We start from the raw sequence: 13,488 nt of genomic DNA on the forward strand, positions 1-13,488 counted from the left end.
GCTGGCAGACAACTGCCTGGCTCGGCCGCCCTGCCGCAAGCGGGGCACCGCCACCGCGGCATTTGTCCAGATCGATCACCGGCGACCCTACAGACGAACAAGTGCCCCGCCGTTAACCTGGCACTCATCGGCTGTTCAAAAACTCCACCGCGCCCGGCCACGTCAGGTTCCAGGTTCGTCAACCCGGGTGGCCGAAGGTTTCCGGGTGGTCACACCGCCGACGCCAACGCCGCTGCTGAGCATCGTCGTGCCGGTTTACGGCGTCGAGGCGTACCTGCGCCAGTGCCTGGACTCCATCCACGCCGACATCCCGGGTGACGAGGCGGCGCAGGTCGAGGTGATCGCCGTCGACGACGCCTCACCGGATCGCTGCGGTGAACTGCTGCGCGAGTACGCCGCCGAGCATCCCGGGGTGCGCGTCCTGCACCTGGACCGCAACGTCGGCCTCGGGCCGGCCCGCAACGCGGGCCTGGACGTGGCCACCGGCCGGTACGTCTGGTTCGTCGACAGCGACGACTGGCTGCCAGCCGGGACGATCCCGGCCGTGTTGGACCGGCTGCGGGCGGACCGCCCCGACGTGATGATGGTCGACCACCTGCGGGTGCACGAGTGCGGGCGCGAGGAGGTGGACGCCAGCAGCCGGCTGCTGCGCGCGACCCCCGGCGTGGTGCGGCTGGCCGACCGACCGCACCTGCTGCGCGTGCAGCACACCGCCTGGAACAAGGTGGTACGCCGGGAGTTCATGGCCGAGTTGGGCCTGCGCTTCCACCCCGGCTGGTACGAGGACATCCCGTTCAGCCACCCGTTGCTGATCGGCGCGGATCGGATCAGCGTGCTGGACCGGGTCTGTTATCTGTACCGTCAGGGTCGCCAGGGCGCGATCACCTCGACGCGCAGCGGCCGGCACTTCGACTCCTTCGAGCAGTACGACCGGCTCTTCGCCTGGCTGCGTCAACGGCATCCCGACGGGCGCTGGCACGCGGAACTGTTCGACCTGATGGTGAACCACTTCCTGGTGGTGGTGGGCAACGACGACCGGTTGCATCCGCACCTGCGCCGGGACTTCTTCCGCCGGGTCGCCGCGCACTACCGCACGTACCTGCCCCGCGGCGGCTACCCCCGACCAGGCGGAGTGTCGGGGCTCAAGCACCGACTGGTCGGCCGCGACAGCTACCTGGCGTACGCGGCGCTGCGGCGGGCCCATCGGCTCGCCGGCCGGCTACGCGGCAGCAACGGCGGGGACCCCTCGACGGACGGGGCCGACCCGGCACCGGGCAACCCGGCCCAGGACCGCACCTTGGTAAGCACGCACGGAAACGGATCGGAATGACGTTCAAGATCGGGTCGCATCTGGTCGGCACCGGAGAGCGACCCTTCGTGGTGGCTGAGATGTCCGGCAACCACAACGGAGACCTGGACCGCGCACTGTCCATCGTGGATGCCGTGGCGGCCAGCGGCGCGCACGCGCTGAAGCTCCAGACGTACCGGCCGGACACCATCACCATCGACGTGGACACACCGGACTTCCGCATCTCCGGCGGGCACGAGCTGTGGGGCGGGCAGAACCTCTACCGGCTCTACGAGAAGGCGCACACGCCGTACGAGTGGCACCGGCCGATCTTCGAGCGGGCCCGCTCCCACGGGCTGACCGTCTTCTCCTCCCCGTTCGACTCCACCGCGGTGGAGTTGCTTGAGGAACTGGACGCTCCGGCGTACAAGATCGCTTCGTCGGAGCTGGTCGACCTGCCGCTGATCCGGCTGGTCGCGGCCACCGGCAAGCCGATGGTCATCTCGACCGGGATGGCCACCCTGGCCGAGATCGACGCCGCCGTACGCACCGCCCGCGACGGTGGCGCAGGCGGGATCATCCTGCTGGCCTGCACCGCCTCCTACCCGGCACCGCCGGCCGACAGCAATCTGCGCCGCATCCCGGTGCTGGCCGACGCGTTCGGCGTACCGGTGGGTCTGTCCGACCACACCCCGGGCATCGGGGTGCCGGTCGCCTCGGTGGCGCTCGGCGCCTGCTTCATCGAGAAGCACGTCACGCTGGACCGCGCCGACGGCGGGGTGGACTCCGACTTCTCCCTCAACCCCACCGAGCTGGCCGCCCTGGTGGTCGAGTCGGAGCGGGCGTACGCGGCACTGGGCGGCACGGCGGTCGGGCCGACGCCGGCCGAGCAGGAGGGCCTGCGCTTCCGGCGCTCGCTGTACGTGGTGGCGGACGTACGCGCCGGCGACGAGGTGACCGTGCAGAACGTCCGCTCGATCCGACCGGCCGGTGGACTCCCCCCGGTGGAGATCGACCGGGTGCTGGGCCGCCGCTTCAGCGCAGACGTGGCGCGCGGCACCGCGCTGAGCTGGGACCTGATCTGACCTGCCGACCGCTCTACCGCCGGCGTCCCTTGGTGTTCTTATAGTGCTTGACCGCGTGTCGCGAGCTTCTCCACACACCGTCGGGCCCCTGCATCGCATCCAGCCGTCCGCGCTGTGCGGCCTGCCTGAGGGCAGCGAGACTGAATTCCTCGTTGGCCAGCGCGGTCAGCGGCACGAGCCGAGCCGGTCCCGCCACATTGGGCACGATGAACCGGTTGAGGTTGTCGTACATCGCCCGCGCCAGAATCTCTCCCAGCGCACCGCAGTCCCCGTCGTCGGCACGCTGTAGTGCGTTGAGGTAGCTCGACCGCTGTCGCTTGAGGACGATGACCGGCGGGTAGCCGAGGCGGACGAGAATGAGGTTCAGCAGCAGCCGACCAGCCCGCCCGTTGCCGTCGATGAACGGATGCACCTTCTCGAACTCGTTGTGCACCTCAGCCAGCCGCTCAGGCCACGGCACTGGTGCCTCGCGACTGCCCAACTCGTCAGCGTGATCGTTCACAAAGTCGACCCACTCACTTACGGCGGCCGGTACCAGGGGCCACGGCGGCGGTGTCATCCCACCGTCGAATGGTCGGATGTCGTGCTCGCGGAACTGACCGGGCCCTTCGGCAGGGGTCGCGTCCGGGTGAGGAGCTACCTCCCAGACCGGCGACATTGCTCGCTGGTGCACCTGGCGAACCTCGTACAGGCTGATGAGTGCACCGTCGTGCCAGTCCCCCGGTTCGAGCGCCTGCCCGTAGACCCATCGGGCGGCGGCACCGTAGCCCTGAACCTCCATGTACTCCTTCAAGGGCTTGGCACCCACGGCGCGGCCACGCTCCAGGAGCGCTTCCACCTCGCGGAGTACGAGGGTGTTGCCCTCCAACGCGGTGGAGTGGTGAGCCTCCAGATGCCAGATCTCCGCCCAGATGAACTCCGCCTCCTTGGGCGAAGGCAACCCACCGAGGCGCTTGTTCAGCTCTTCTATCGCCCCCTCAAGGCGTCCATAGACGGTCGCACGCGATGGACGTCCTCGCGCCATGAGCCCACCCTCACTTGATACACCTGACGGGGAACGAATTTATCTTATCAACTCGATTAGTTGATACATCTCTGGAAGGGTTAATAGAACTTATCAACCATGGGTAGCCGTGGCCTGCGGCACCGCGCCGGGCTGAGACCTCATCTGAGGGTGCCGGTTTCCGTCGGAGGGGTATACCTCTGCGTATGACCTTGGTGGCGGTGGCGGCGGGCCTGGCGTTGATCGCCGTGGTGGTGGTCGACGTCTGGCTCACCGTGTTGCATCCGGACGCGGAGGGACCGGTCGCCCGTACGGTCCGGCGGCTGGTCTGGCGGGCCTCGTCGCTGACCGCCGGCCGACGTCGGACGCCTCGCCGCACGCCGCTGGTCTGGGCGGGACCGATCCTGGTCACCGGCACGTTCCTCGCCTGGCTCGGGCCGCTGGTGCTCGGGGTCGCGCTCGTCGTCTGGCCGAGCCTGGACGGCTACCACCGGGTCGCCGGTTACGGGCCGGCCGGCTTCGTCGACGCCCTCTACTACGCGACCGGGCTGCTGACCGTACTCGGCTTCGGCGACCTCACTCCGGACACCGGGGCGCAGAAGCTGTTCGCCGTGACCGCCGCCGCCCTCGGCTTCGGCTTCTTCGCCGCGTTGGCCACCTATCTCATCGAGCTGATCACCGGGCTGGCGGTCCGCAACCGGTTCGCGCTGACCATCTACGACCAGGTGCGCGGCACCGACGGGGTGGGCCTGCTCGCCCGGAGCCTGACCGACGAGGGGGTCGACGCGGCCCGGGAGCGGTGCACGACCTGGGCGGCGAGTCTGCGGGAGGTCGACGACACCGTTCGTCGGTATCCGCTGGTCGCCCTCACCTACCGCCCCCGCCGCCGGGACTACGACATCGAGCCCGCCCTGGAGCAGATGGCCGCCGTCACCGTCGCGGCGCTGCTGGCCGCCAGGTGTGATCCGTGGCGCGGCCTCCGACCGCGGGCGGAGGAACTGGCGTACGCCCTGCTGCGGCTCCAGGACACCATCACCAGTCGTTACCTGGGCCGTCATCTGCTTCCGGCGAGCAGCGAGCCGGCAGCGGACGACGCGGATCCCGATGAGGTCCTACGGCGGCTGCACGCCCGGCTGGTCGACAAGCTGGGGGCGCAGTTCGATCAACCAGCGGCTGGCGACGAGTTGGTCCACGAGTTGCTCTCCCAGTCGCTGCCATTCCTGGCGGCGCTGCGCGGCTGGTCGGTGCTCGGCGCCACCCGCGACGGCCAGCCGATCAAGGTCGACCGCCCGGACGAGGGGGCGCGACCTTGACGCACGAAGCATGCTTCGTGAATACTTGTACGTAGTTCGAGGGGGAGTACCCGACGCGCTGCGCGTCACCGTCAGTACGGGCCCGGCCCATCCGGGCCCCGGTGACGCGGCCACCACACCGGTGGCCGGGGAGACCTTCGTCCGACAACGCCGGGCCCGGCGACGGGTCCGGCCGGACGAGAGGTCTCTCCGGTGTCTGTCTCCTGGTGGGTCTGGGCCCTGCTGATGTTGGCGATCGCCGCGATGCTGGCCATCGACCTGTTCCTGCACCGTGACAACCACGTCATCGGCTTCCGCGAGGCCGCGACCTGGTCCGGAATCTGGATCGCCGCCGGCCTGCTGTTCGGGGTGATCCTGTGGGCATGGCAGGGCGGCGACGTGGCCGGCACGTACTTCGCCGGCTATCTCATCGAGAAGGCGCTCTCCATCGACAACGTGTTCGTCTTCGCGATGATCTTCGCCTACTTCGGAGTTCCCGCCGCGTACCAGCACAAGGTCCTGTTCTGGGGAGTCATCGGCGCGCTGGTGTTCCGGTTCGTGTTCATCTTCGTCGGCGCGGAGCTGCTGGAGACGTTCTTCTGGACCGCGTACCTGTTCGGTGCGTTCCTCATCGTGACCGCCTACAAGATGGCGTTCCGGCACGACGAGCAGACCCCGCCGGACCGTAACCCTGTCGTCAGGCTGGTCCGCCGGCTCGTGCCGACCGATCCGGCCTACCACGGCGACCGGTTCTTCACCCGGGTCAACGGCCGGCGGGTCGCGACCCTGCTGTTCGTGGTCCTGATCGCGGTCGAGACCACCGACCTGATCTTCGCGATCGACTCGGTCGCGGCGATCCTGGCCATCACCACCAGCACGTTCATCGTGTGGACGGCGAACGCGTTCGCGATCCTCGGGCTGCGCAGCCTGTACTTCTGTCTCGCCGGCCTGCTGCGCCGCTTCGTGCACCTGCACTACGGCCTGGCGGTGCTGCTGGCCTTCGCCGGGGTCAAGCTCATCCTGTCCGAGACCCCGGTCGGCAAGCTCCCCATCCCGGTCACCCTGGGCGTCATCGTGGCGACGATCGCGGTGTCCATCGCCTGGAGCCTGCGCAGCACCAGCTCTCGCTCGGAAGCGCCGGAGCCCGCACAACTTCCCTGATGGTGCGGTCTCAACCGGCGCCGGACACCGCAACATCGGGGAAAGTGCGCGGATATCGGCCGGCGAGGTCGGCGAGGTCGGCGAGGTCGGCGAGGGCGGCGGGGTCGGTGCGGGCGGTGCGGGCGGCGGGGGCGGCCGGGGTGAAGGCGACGGTGACGACCAGGTCGGCCAGCGGCAGGGTGCGCCACAGCCACACGGTGCCGGGCGGCACCTCCAGACCGTGCCGATGCCACCAGGTGGCCACCGGTACGTCGGCGAGTTTGGCCAGACACTCGACGCGGGTCCACCGACCCCAGAAGTCGGTGGACCCGAACCGACGGGCCAGCGCGGCGGGTGGCGCGGCGGCGGCCCGCTCGGCGTCGATCGCTACCCGCCAGCCGGGCACCGGCGGGGCGTACCAGCCGACACAACGTCCGTCGCCGAGATGGCTGCGGGTGACGGCGTCACCCGAGGCGGCCACCGCCGCCACCCGCAGGTGCCGTGGTGCGGCGGCGAGCAGGGCGGAGACCCGTTGTCCCGCACCGTCGTGGGTGCGGGACAACGGGTGCGGCGGATCAGATCGAGGCGGCACCGTCGACCACGATGACCTGGCCGTTGATGTTCGTCTGGTCGCGTAGCAGCAGCCGCACCACCGGCACCACCTCTGCCGGCTCGGTCAGGTGACCGGTCGGCGTACGGCGCACGATCTGATCGAGCTGGGTCTGGCCGAGCACCGCCGACATCTCCGAGGCGAAGAAGCCCGGCGCGACCGCGTTGACCAGCACCCGCCCGCCCAGCTCCCGGGCCAGCGAGCGGGTCGCCGCGTCCATCCCGCCCTTGGTGGCGGAGTACGCCACCAGGCCGGGGAAGCCGCGCTGCGCGCAGATCGAGGTGATGTTGACGATCCGCCCGCGTCGGCCCTGGGCCAGCATCCGCCGCACGGCCAGCCGGGTGAGCTGCAACGGCGCGGTCAGGTTGGTCTCGATGATCCGGGCGATGTCGGCATTGGCGGTGTGCACGTGCAGCGAGTCCTGCCCGACGGCCGCGTTGTTCACCACGCCGTCGATCGGGCCGAGTCGCTCCTCGGCCGCCCGGACGAACGCCTGGGCTGCGGCGAGGTCGGTCACGTCGACCGACCCGACGTGCGCCCGCTCCGGATGGGCGTCGGCGAGCTTGGCCAGCTCGGGGGTGACGGTACGGGCGAAGGCGGCCACCTTCAGGCCCGATTCGAGCAGGTCGGTGACGATGGCGAGGCCGAGGCCGCGGGATCCGCCGGAGACCAGCACCACGGAGCTGGGCGGTACGGGCTGGGCGGGGGTGGTGGGGTCAGACATCGCTCTTCAGGGTCTCCTTGACGGGAATCTCGGTCAGCACACGGATCCGGCGCGGGACCGCGTACTCGGGCAGCTGGTCGGCGCACCAGCGCACCAGCGTCGCCTCGTCCAGCCCGGCCTCGGCCGGCGCGGTGGCGCTGCCGACCGGCACCACCTCGGCGACGACCATGTGGCCGAGCAGCGGGGCGCGTCGGCCGGTGACCCGGGCCCAGGCCACCTGCGGATGCGCGGTCAGTACGTCGCGGACCACACCGGCGGAAACCTTGCTGCCACCGACGTTGATCTCGTCCGCGTCGAGCCGACCGGTGATCAGCACCCGGTCACCGCTCACCTGCGCCCGGTCGCCGGTGCGGACCGGACCGTCCAGCCCGGCACCGTGGTACGGCGAGGTGATCACCAGTTCTCCGTCGTGCACCCCGATGGTGGGCCGGTCCGGCGCTGCCCGGTCCAACCACTCCACCGGGAACCCGGCCCGCCCGTCGTGCACCACGATGGCCGCGCCGACCTCGGAGGAGGCGTAGATCCAGGAGATCCGGGCGGCTGGGAACACCTCCCGCAACCGGTCCAGGATGGTCTGGTCGACCGGTTCACCGCCGAGGGTCAGCTGACGCAGCGGCACCCGGGCCAGCCCGGCCGGATCGCGGTGCAGGGCTCGCCGCCAGAAGGTGGGGGTGCCGGAGGCGGCGTCCACACCGTGCTCGGCCGCCAGCGCCGGCCAGTCGTCGAGCTGATCGGGTTCCACCACCACCAGGTGCTGACCCGGCTGGGTCAGCGACAGCGTGACCACCTGCCACCAGGCGTACGTGCCGGGGGCGTACGGGCAGAGCCAGGTCCGTGCGGGCTGCTGCCCCCGGACGGTGGTGAGCGATTCGAGGGTGTGCCCCACCCGCTTGGGACGACCGGTGGAGCCGGAGGTCAGCAGCCACAGCCGGCCGGTCTCGGCGGCTCGCGAGGCGGGCGAGGTCGTGTCCCCCGCCGTGTGGTCACCGCCCAGTTTGATCACCGCGAACCCGGCGTCGCGCAGTTCGGCGCGCATCGCCGCGTCGACCCGGCTGGCCGTGCTGAGCAGCAGCTCGGTGCCGTGCACGGCGTGGTGCCGGGCGGCCGCGAGCGCGTGCCGGGCCGAGTGGGCCAGCGCGGCAGCAGGCCCCGGAAGGGTCAGCTCCGGCAGGTCACGCCAGGTGAGGGTGGCACCGTCGACGACGATCCGGTTGTCCAGCCCCGCCGGATGGGCGGGGGCCTGCGGGGCGGTCTCGACGCTCACTGCCGCTGCAACTCGACGAGGAAGTCCAGCACGTCGCCGACGGTGGCGATCCGGCGCAGCCCGGGCGCGTCGAAGTTCAGCTCCTCCCCCGTGGCGTCCTCGACGCGCAGCGCCAACTCGGAGAAGTCCAGCGACCGGAAGCCAACCTCGCGCAGATCGGCGGCGTCGTCGGCGGGCAACGCTTTGCCCTGGTTCTTGAGAACCTCGCCCATGAGGTCGCGAATCTGCGCCCGACTCAATTCCTTCATGCGGCGGAGTGTACAGCCAGGTGAATCGTGATTAGGGTGCCCGGTGACCAGGTAAACGGAACGGAAAGCGAGCGGTACGTGTTGCGTGACGCCACCGAGGACGACGTTAACCTGATGTTGTCCTGGCGTAATCAGGAAATCAACCGTCAGGTCAGCAAGACCAGTCACGTCATCACCGCCGAGGAGCACCGACGGTGGTGGTCGGCGGTTCGTCAGGACCCCTCCCGCCGGGTACTGACCTACCTGCGTGACGGCGTGCCCAGCGGCGCGGTCACCTACTTCGACCTGCGGTTGTCCGGCCCGCGTACCGGCGGGTGGGGTTTCTACCTGGACGCCGAGGGGCTGGCCGAACGGGGTGAGACGCTGCCCGCCTGGCTGGAGGTGATGCGGGAGGCGGTCGACCACGCCTTCGACGTGCTGGCGCTGGACCGGCTCGACGGTGAGGTGCTCGCCCACAACACGGTGGTACGCCAGATGAACCGGCGGCTCCGTTTTGTCGAGGGGCCCGGCCGCCAGGAGACCCACGACGGCCGGGAAATCACTGTCATACCCATTTCTCTGGAGCGCGCCAACCGTCGCGTTCGCTGATAATTGGCTTTCCGTCCACGCATTGTTCACGTGGCCGACGAGTTACCTGGGCCACCAGTGCGGGAATCACCGGCGTCGCCACCCGGCCCATTTCCGCTGCGGGTCGCCGCCCAGCCGGACAAAGCCGTACCGGGTGCCGTCCCAGTCGTCGGGTTCGCCGGGTGCCCAGCGGGCGAAGACCACCTCCGCGCCGGCCGGCGGCCGGTCGCGGAACCACGGCACCTCGGTCCAGGTGACCTGGTGACTGAGGTTGAACCGGAGCTGGTAGGGCACGCCGGTGGACGCGGCGACCCGCTCCGGGGGCCGGACCCCCAGGTCGGTCACGCTGGGCACGGGGGTGCCGGCCGCCGCCAGTGGGCGGATCAGTCGCTGCGTGATCACCTGCATGGTCGCCACGTTGACCACGAGCAGCGTCGTGAGCACCACCGCCCGCAGGCGGGTACGCGCGGCCCGGTGGCGGGTCGCCAGCACGAGCACGAGCAGCAGGCAACCGGCAATCCCGATCGCGGAGCCGACCAGCGGGCGCAGCTGTCGCCACCCGCCGGTCAGGGCCATCAGGTCCGGCGCACTGAACCCACCCCAGCGCAGCGGCGCACCCTGGGCCGCGGCGTGGGCCAGGCGGAGGTGGATCAGTGCGCCGCCCGCCGCCAGCAGCAGCACGGCGGCCCCGACCCGGCGCAGCAGCGGACGGTACGCGGCACCGAACAGCAACCCGATGCCGACCAGCAACCAGAACGGGGCGAACATCTGCACGTACCGGGCGTAGATGGCGTCCGGCACCCGGTCCGGAATGCCGGCCAGCACCACCTCCGCGCCGACGGCGACGCCGACGGTGGTCAACAGGGCCACCCCGAACGTCCATCGGGTGGCGTCACCGCCCCGGCGACACAGCCGGGTCACCGCCTCGGCACCGGCCAGCCCGGCCAGTCCAAAGGTGACGACCGTCAGGTACCACACCTGCGTACCGACGGATGCCAGCACCTGCGACAGTCCTCGGACCGAGGTGACCGCCCGCACGACGTTGCCACTGGGCGGGTTGCCGAGCAGCTGCACCGTCTCGCCGAGCAGTCGTACCCCCGCCTCATTGGCCAGCACGGCGGCCACCACCGGCAGCACCGCCGCCAGCAGTGCGGCCGGGTCCAGCCGACGGCGGACGACCAGCGCCAGAGCCAGCAGCGCGAACCCGGCGACGACCACCACCCCGCGCGAGTGCACCAGGTGTGCCGCCCCCACCAGGGCGCCGCACCCTGCCGCGGCGACCGGTCCGGGCCGCTCGACCAGCCGGTGCACGGCGAGCAGCCAGGCCAGCAGCAGCGGCCCGAGCACCGCGTCGGTCATCGCGACCGTGGCGTGGAAGGCCACCGCCGGCAACGTCGCCGCGCCGGCCGCCGCCGCCAGGGCCGGACCGGGTCGCAGTCCCAGCAGCCGGCGACCGAGCAGGTACGCCAGCGGCAGGACCGTCGCGTTCAGCGCCGCGTTGATCACCCGTACCAGGAGGTAGGTGTCGACGAAGTCCCGGTCGAGAAGAAAGACCGGCGCGATCAGCAACGGGTAGCCGATCCGGCGCAGGGTCTCGTTCTCGCTGCTGAACCCGCCGGGCCCGCCGGCCAGTGCGCGTGCGGTGTTGAGGTAGCTGTCCTCGTCGGTGTGCGCGAACGGCATGCTGGCGTGACGGGCCAACCAGATCCGCCAGGCGGTGCCGAGCAGCCAGCCGCCGACCAGCAGCAGGGGCACCAGCCAGCGTCGACGGTGTGGGCGCGCCGGCCCAGGCCGGTCCACCGACCCGCCCGTGTCCCCGGCCCGGGTCGCCTCGGCCTCGACGGTCATCGTTCCCTCCCACGACGCGGCCGGGCAGGCAGCCGTCGTCCAGACGCGCCGCGGTTCCCGGTCGGGTCGAGACGCTAACGGGCCGGTCGACGCAGGTCGGCGGGCACGCCGCGAGGACAGCAGGTGTTCGCCAACTGGGTGCTCGCCATTCATCGCCGCACGGCACGTGGTTAACCGCAGGGCTCGGGCCCGTTAACCCACCGCGTCTAGCGTTCCCACCCGGCCGGCCGAGGCCGACCGCGAATCCGACACACACGGGAGCACCAGTTGAGCGAGCTGAACGGATCGTCCATCCTCGTCACCGGGGGAACGGGTTCCTTCGGCAGGACCTTCCTGCGGCACCTACTCGCCGAGACCGATCCGGCCCGGGTGGTGGTCTTCTCCCGTGACGAACTCAAGCAGTACGAGCTGCGCCAGCAGCTCGGCGACGACCCCCGGCTGCGCTGGTTCATCGGCGACATCCGGGACCGGCACCGGCTGACCCGGGCCATGCACGGCGTCGACCACGTCGTACACGCCGCCGCCCTCAAGCAGGTCGACACCGCGGAGTACAACCCGTCGGAGTTCATCGCCACCAACATCACCGGTTCGCAGCACGTCGTCGACGCCGCGATCGAAGCCGGTGTGAAGAAGGTGGTGGCCCTCTCCACCGACAAGGCGTCCAGCCCGATCAACCTGTACGGCGCGACGAAGCTGGTCGGCGACAAGCTGTTCATCTCCGCCAACCACTACGCGGCACAGCACCCGACCCGTTTCGCGGTGGTGCGCTACGGCAACGTGGTCGGCAGCCGGGGCTCGGTGGTTCCGCTGTTCCGCCGGCTCGCCGCCGAGGGCAAGAGCCTGCCGATCACGGACAAGCGGATGACCCGCTTCTGGATCACCCTGGACCAGGCCGTGCAGTTCGTCATCGACTCGTTCGACCAGATGCAGGGCGGCGAGCTGTTCGTGCCCCGCATCCCCAGCATGCGCATCCTCGATCTGGTCGAGGCGGTCGCCCCGGAGGCCACCACCCACGAGATCGGCATCCGGCCCGGCGAGAAGCTGCACGAGGAGATGATCGCCCCGGACGACAGCCGGCGGACGCTTGTCGCCAAGGACCGGTTCATCGTGCAGCCGACCATCGCCACCTGGGGTTACCAGCCGCCCGTCGGCTGCGAGCCGGTGGCGGACGGGTTCGCGTACCAGTCGGACACCAACGACGAGTGGCTCACCGTGCCCCAGCTGCGTGAGATGCTCGGCATCGCGGCATGACCTCGTCCTTTCTTCCGTACGGACGCCAGTCGGTGACCGACGACGACGTGGCCGCCGTGGTCGCCGCGCTGCGCAGCGACTGGCTCACCACCGGCCCGGAGGTCGCCGCCTTCGAAGCGGACATCTCCGCGTGGGCCGGTGGTGCCGGGGTGGCCACGGTCTCCAACGGCACCGCCGCACTGCACGTGGCGTACGCGGCGGCCGGCGTCGGCCCCGGCGACGAGGTGATCGTGCCGCCGATGACGTTCGTGGCCACCGCCAGCAGCGCGGTCGCCCTCGGCGCGCGGGTCGTCTTCGCCGACGTGGAGGAGGAGACGTTCACCCTCGATCCGGCAGCGGTGGCCGCGGCGACCACCGAACGGACGAAGGTCGTCGCCGCGGTCGACTACGCCGGCCATCCGGCCGACTACGACGTGCTGCGCACCGCGCTCGACGGCAGCGACGCGCTGCTGCTCGCCGACGCGGCCCACTCGATCGGCGCCACCTACCGGGGCCGGCCGGTGGGATCACTTGCCGACCTGACCACGTTCTCGTTCTTCCCCACCAAGAACCTCACCACCGCCGAGGGCGGCGCGGTCGCCACCACCGATCCGCGGTTACTGAAGCGGGCCCGCCGGTTCCGCAACATCGGGCTGGTCCGGGAAGCCGACGAGCTGCGGTGGCCCGACGAGGGCGGCTGGCACCAGGAGGTGCACGAGTTCGGCCTGAACTACCGGCTGCCGGACGTGCTGTGCGCGCTCGGCCGCAGCCAGTTGCGCCGGCTCGGCGACTTCCTCGCCCGCCGCGCCGAGCTGGTGGCCCGCTACGACGCGGCCCTCGCCGAGCTGCCCGGCGTACTCGTCCCGGGCCGGCGGGAGTGGGCGGCTCCGGCCTGGCACCTGTACCCGATCCGGGTGCTCGACGGTCGCCGCCGCGAGATCTACGAACGGATGCGCGCCGCCGGCATCGGTGTCCAGGTCAACTACATCCCCGCGCACTGGCACCCGGCCTTCGCCGATCTCGGCTACCGGCGCGGCAGTTGCCCCGTGTCGGAGGCCTTCTACGCCCAGCAGTTGTCGCTGCCGCTCTACCCTGGACTGCGCGACGCCGACCAGGACCGCGTCATCGACGCGTTGGCCGCGGCCCTGCGCGGTGCCTCGCTCCGGCCCGCCGCCTGAGGGAACGCCCG

13 protein-coding genes are annotated in these 13,488 nt (G+C 70.8%); 7 read left to right on the forward strand and 6 right to left on the reverse strand.

Translation table 11 applies throughout. The annotated features are described in order from the left end of the window. Positions 1-205 precede the first annotated feature (205 nt). Positions 206-1,330 (forward strand): glycosyltransferase, encoded by a 1,125-nt coding sequence (locus KBX50_RS06130; RefSeq protein ID WP_210935375.1) that lies wholly within the window; start codon positions 206-208, stop codon positions 1,328-1,330. Further along, a complete protein-coding gene (gene pseI / locus KBX50_RS06135) occupies positions 1,321-2,373 on the forward strand; it encodes a pseudaminic acid synthase (protein ID WP_210935605.1) in 1,053 nt (350 codons plus the stop codon). The genes KBX50_RS06130 and pseI overlap by 10 nt, the downstream gene beginning before the upstream one ends. Positions 2,374-2,386: 13 nt before the next feature. On the opposite strand, the gene KBX50_RS06140 is transcribed toward pseI, so the two are convergent. Continuing rightward, entirely contained in the window at positions 2,387-3,397 is a 1,011-nt protein-coding gene (locus tag KBX50_RS06140; RefSeq protein ID WP_210935377.1) for a Fic family protein, read from the reverse strand. Between the two features lie 185 nt (positions 3,398-3,582). Here KBX50_RS06140 and KBX50_RS06145 point away from each other — a divergent pair, with 185 nt between their 5' ends. Together KBX50_RS06145 and KBX50_RS06150 are read left to right on the forward strand one after the other, a co-directional pair. Continuing rightward, complete coding sequence (locus KBX50_RS06145) at positions 3,583-4,689, forward strand: potassium channel family protein (protein WP_210935379.1); 1,107 nt, start codon at positions 3,583-3,585, stop codon at positions 4,687-4,689. A 192-nt stretch (positions 4,690-4,881) separates the two neighbouring features. Next, positions 4,882-5,829: a TerC family protein gene (locus KBX50_RS06150; protein WP_210935381.1), complete on the forward strand. Its 948-nt coding sequence runs from the start codon at positions 4,882-4,884 to the stop codon at positions 5,827-5,829. 10 nt (positions 5,830-5,839) lie between these two features. Here KBX50_RS06150 and KBX50_RS06155 read toward each other — a convergent pair whose 3' ends face one another. Genes KBX50_RS06155 through KBX50_RS06170 form a run of 4 tightly spaced genes read right to left on the reverse strand, consistent with a single transcriptional unit; the run spans position 5,840 to position 8,654 of the window. Beyond that, complete coding sequence (locus KBX50_RS06155) at positions 5,840-6,400, reverse strand: hypothetical protein (protein ID WP_210935382.1); 561 nt, start codon at positions 6,398-6,400, stop codon at positions 5,840-5,842. Next, positions 6,384-7,142 carry an SDR family NAD(P)-dependent oxidoreductase gene (locus KBX50_RS06160; RefSeq protein WP_210935383.1) on the reverse strand — a complete coding sequence of 253 codons (759 nt, stop codon included), beginning with the start codon at positions 7,140-7,142 and terminating at the stop codon, positions 6,384-6,386. The genes KBX50_RS06155 and KBX50_RS06160 overlap by 17 nt, the downstream gene beginning before the upstream one ends. After that, entirely contained in the window at positions 7,135-8,406 is a 1,272-nt protein-coding gene (locus KBX50_RS06165; RefSeq protein WP_210935384.1) for an AMP-binding protein, read from the reverse strand. Before KBX50_RS06165 ends, KBX50_RS06160 begins: the two co-directional genes overlap by 8 nt. Next, entirely contained in the window at positions 8,403-8,654 is a 252-nt protein-coding gene (locus KBX50_RS06170; RefSeq protein WP_093403117.1) for an acyl carrier protein, read from the reverse strand. The genes KBX50_RS06165 and KBX50_RS06170 overlap by 4 nt, the downstream gene beginning before the upstream one ends. Before the next feature lie 27 nt (positions 8,655-8,681). On the opposite strand from KBX50_RS06170, the gene KBX50_RS06175 reads away from it, so the two are divergent. After that, a complete protein-coding gene (locus tag KBX50_RS06175) occupies positions 8,682-9,242 on the forward strand; it encodes a GNAT family N-acetyltransferase (RefSeq protein ID WP_307870858.1) in 561 nt (186 codons plus the stop codon). A 66-nt stretch (positions 9,243-9,308) separates the two neighbouring features. On the opposite strand, the gene KBX50_RS06180 is transcribed toward KBX50_RS06175, so the two are convergent. Beyond that, positions 9,309-11,069: a glycosyltransferase family 39 protein gene (locus tag KBX50_RS06180; protein ID WP_210935385.1), complete on the reverse strand. Its 1,761-nt coding sequence runs from the start codon at positions 11,067-11,069 to the stop codon at positions 9,309-9,311. Positions 11,070-11,336: 267 nt separating this feature from the next. On the opposite strand from KBX50_RS06180, the gene pseB reads away from it, so the two are divergent. Then, positions 11,337-12,320 (forward strand): UDP-N-acetylglucosamine 4,6-dehydratase (inverting), encoded by a 984-nt coding sequence (gene pseB, locus KBX50_RS06185; RefSeq protein ID WP_210935386.1) that lies wholly within the window; start codon positions 11,337-11,339, stop codon positions 12,318-12,320. Continuing rightward, a complete protein-coding gene (locus KBX50_RS06190; RefSeq protein WP_210935388.1) occupies positions 12,317-13,477 on the forward strand; it encodes a DegT/DnrJ/EryC1/StrS aminotransferase family protein in 1,161 nt (386 codons plus the stop codon). The genes pseB and KBX50_RS06190 overlap by 4 nt, the downstream gene beginning before the upstream one ends. Positions 13,478-13,488: the final 11 nt, after the last annotated feature.

The organism is Micromonospora sp. C51 (genome assembly GCF_018070435.1).
GTDB classification, from domain to species: domain Bacteria; phylum Actinomycetota; class Actinomycetes; order Mycobacteriales; family Micromonosporaceae; genus Micromonospora; species Micromonospora sediminimaris.

Coding starts and splice junctions, on each gene's coding strand:
- KBX50_RS06140 (WP_210935377.1), bottom strand. CDS start 3,397: ATGGCGCGAGGACGTCCATCGCGTGCGACCGTCTATGGACGCCTTGAG.
- KBX50_RS06145 (WP_210935379.1), top strand. CDS start 3,583: ATGACCTTGGTGGCGGTGGCGGCGGGCCTGGCGTTGATCGCCGTGGTG.
- KBX50_RS06160 (WP_210935383.1), bottom strand. CDS start 7,142: ATGTCTGACCCCACCACCCCCGCCCAGCCCGTACCGCCCAGCTCCGTG.
- KBX50_RS06170 (WP_093403117.1), bottom strand. CDS start 8,654: ATGAAGGAATTGAGTCGGGCGCAGATTCGCGACCTCATGGGCGAGGTT.
- KBX50_RS06180 (WP_210935385.1), bottom strand. CDS start 11,069: ATGACCGTCGAGGCCGAGGCGACCCGGGCCGGGGACACGGGCGGGTCG.
- KBX50_RS06190 (WP_210935388.1), top strand. CDS start 12,317: ATGACCTCGTCCTTTCTTCCGTACGGACGCCAGTCGGTGACCGACGAC.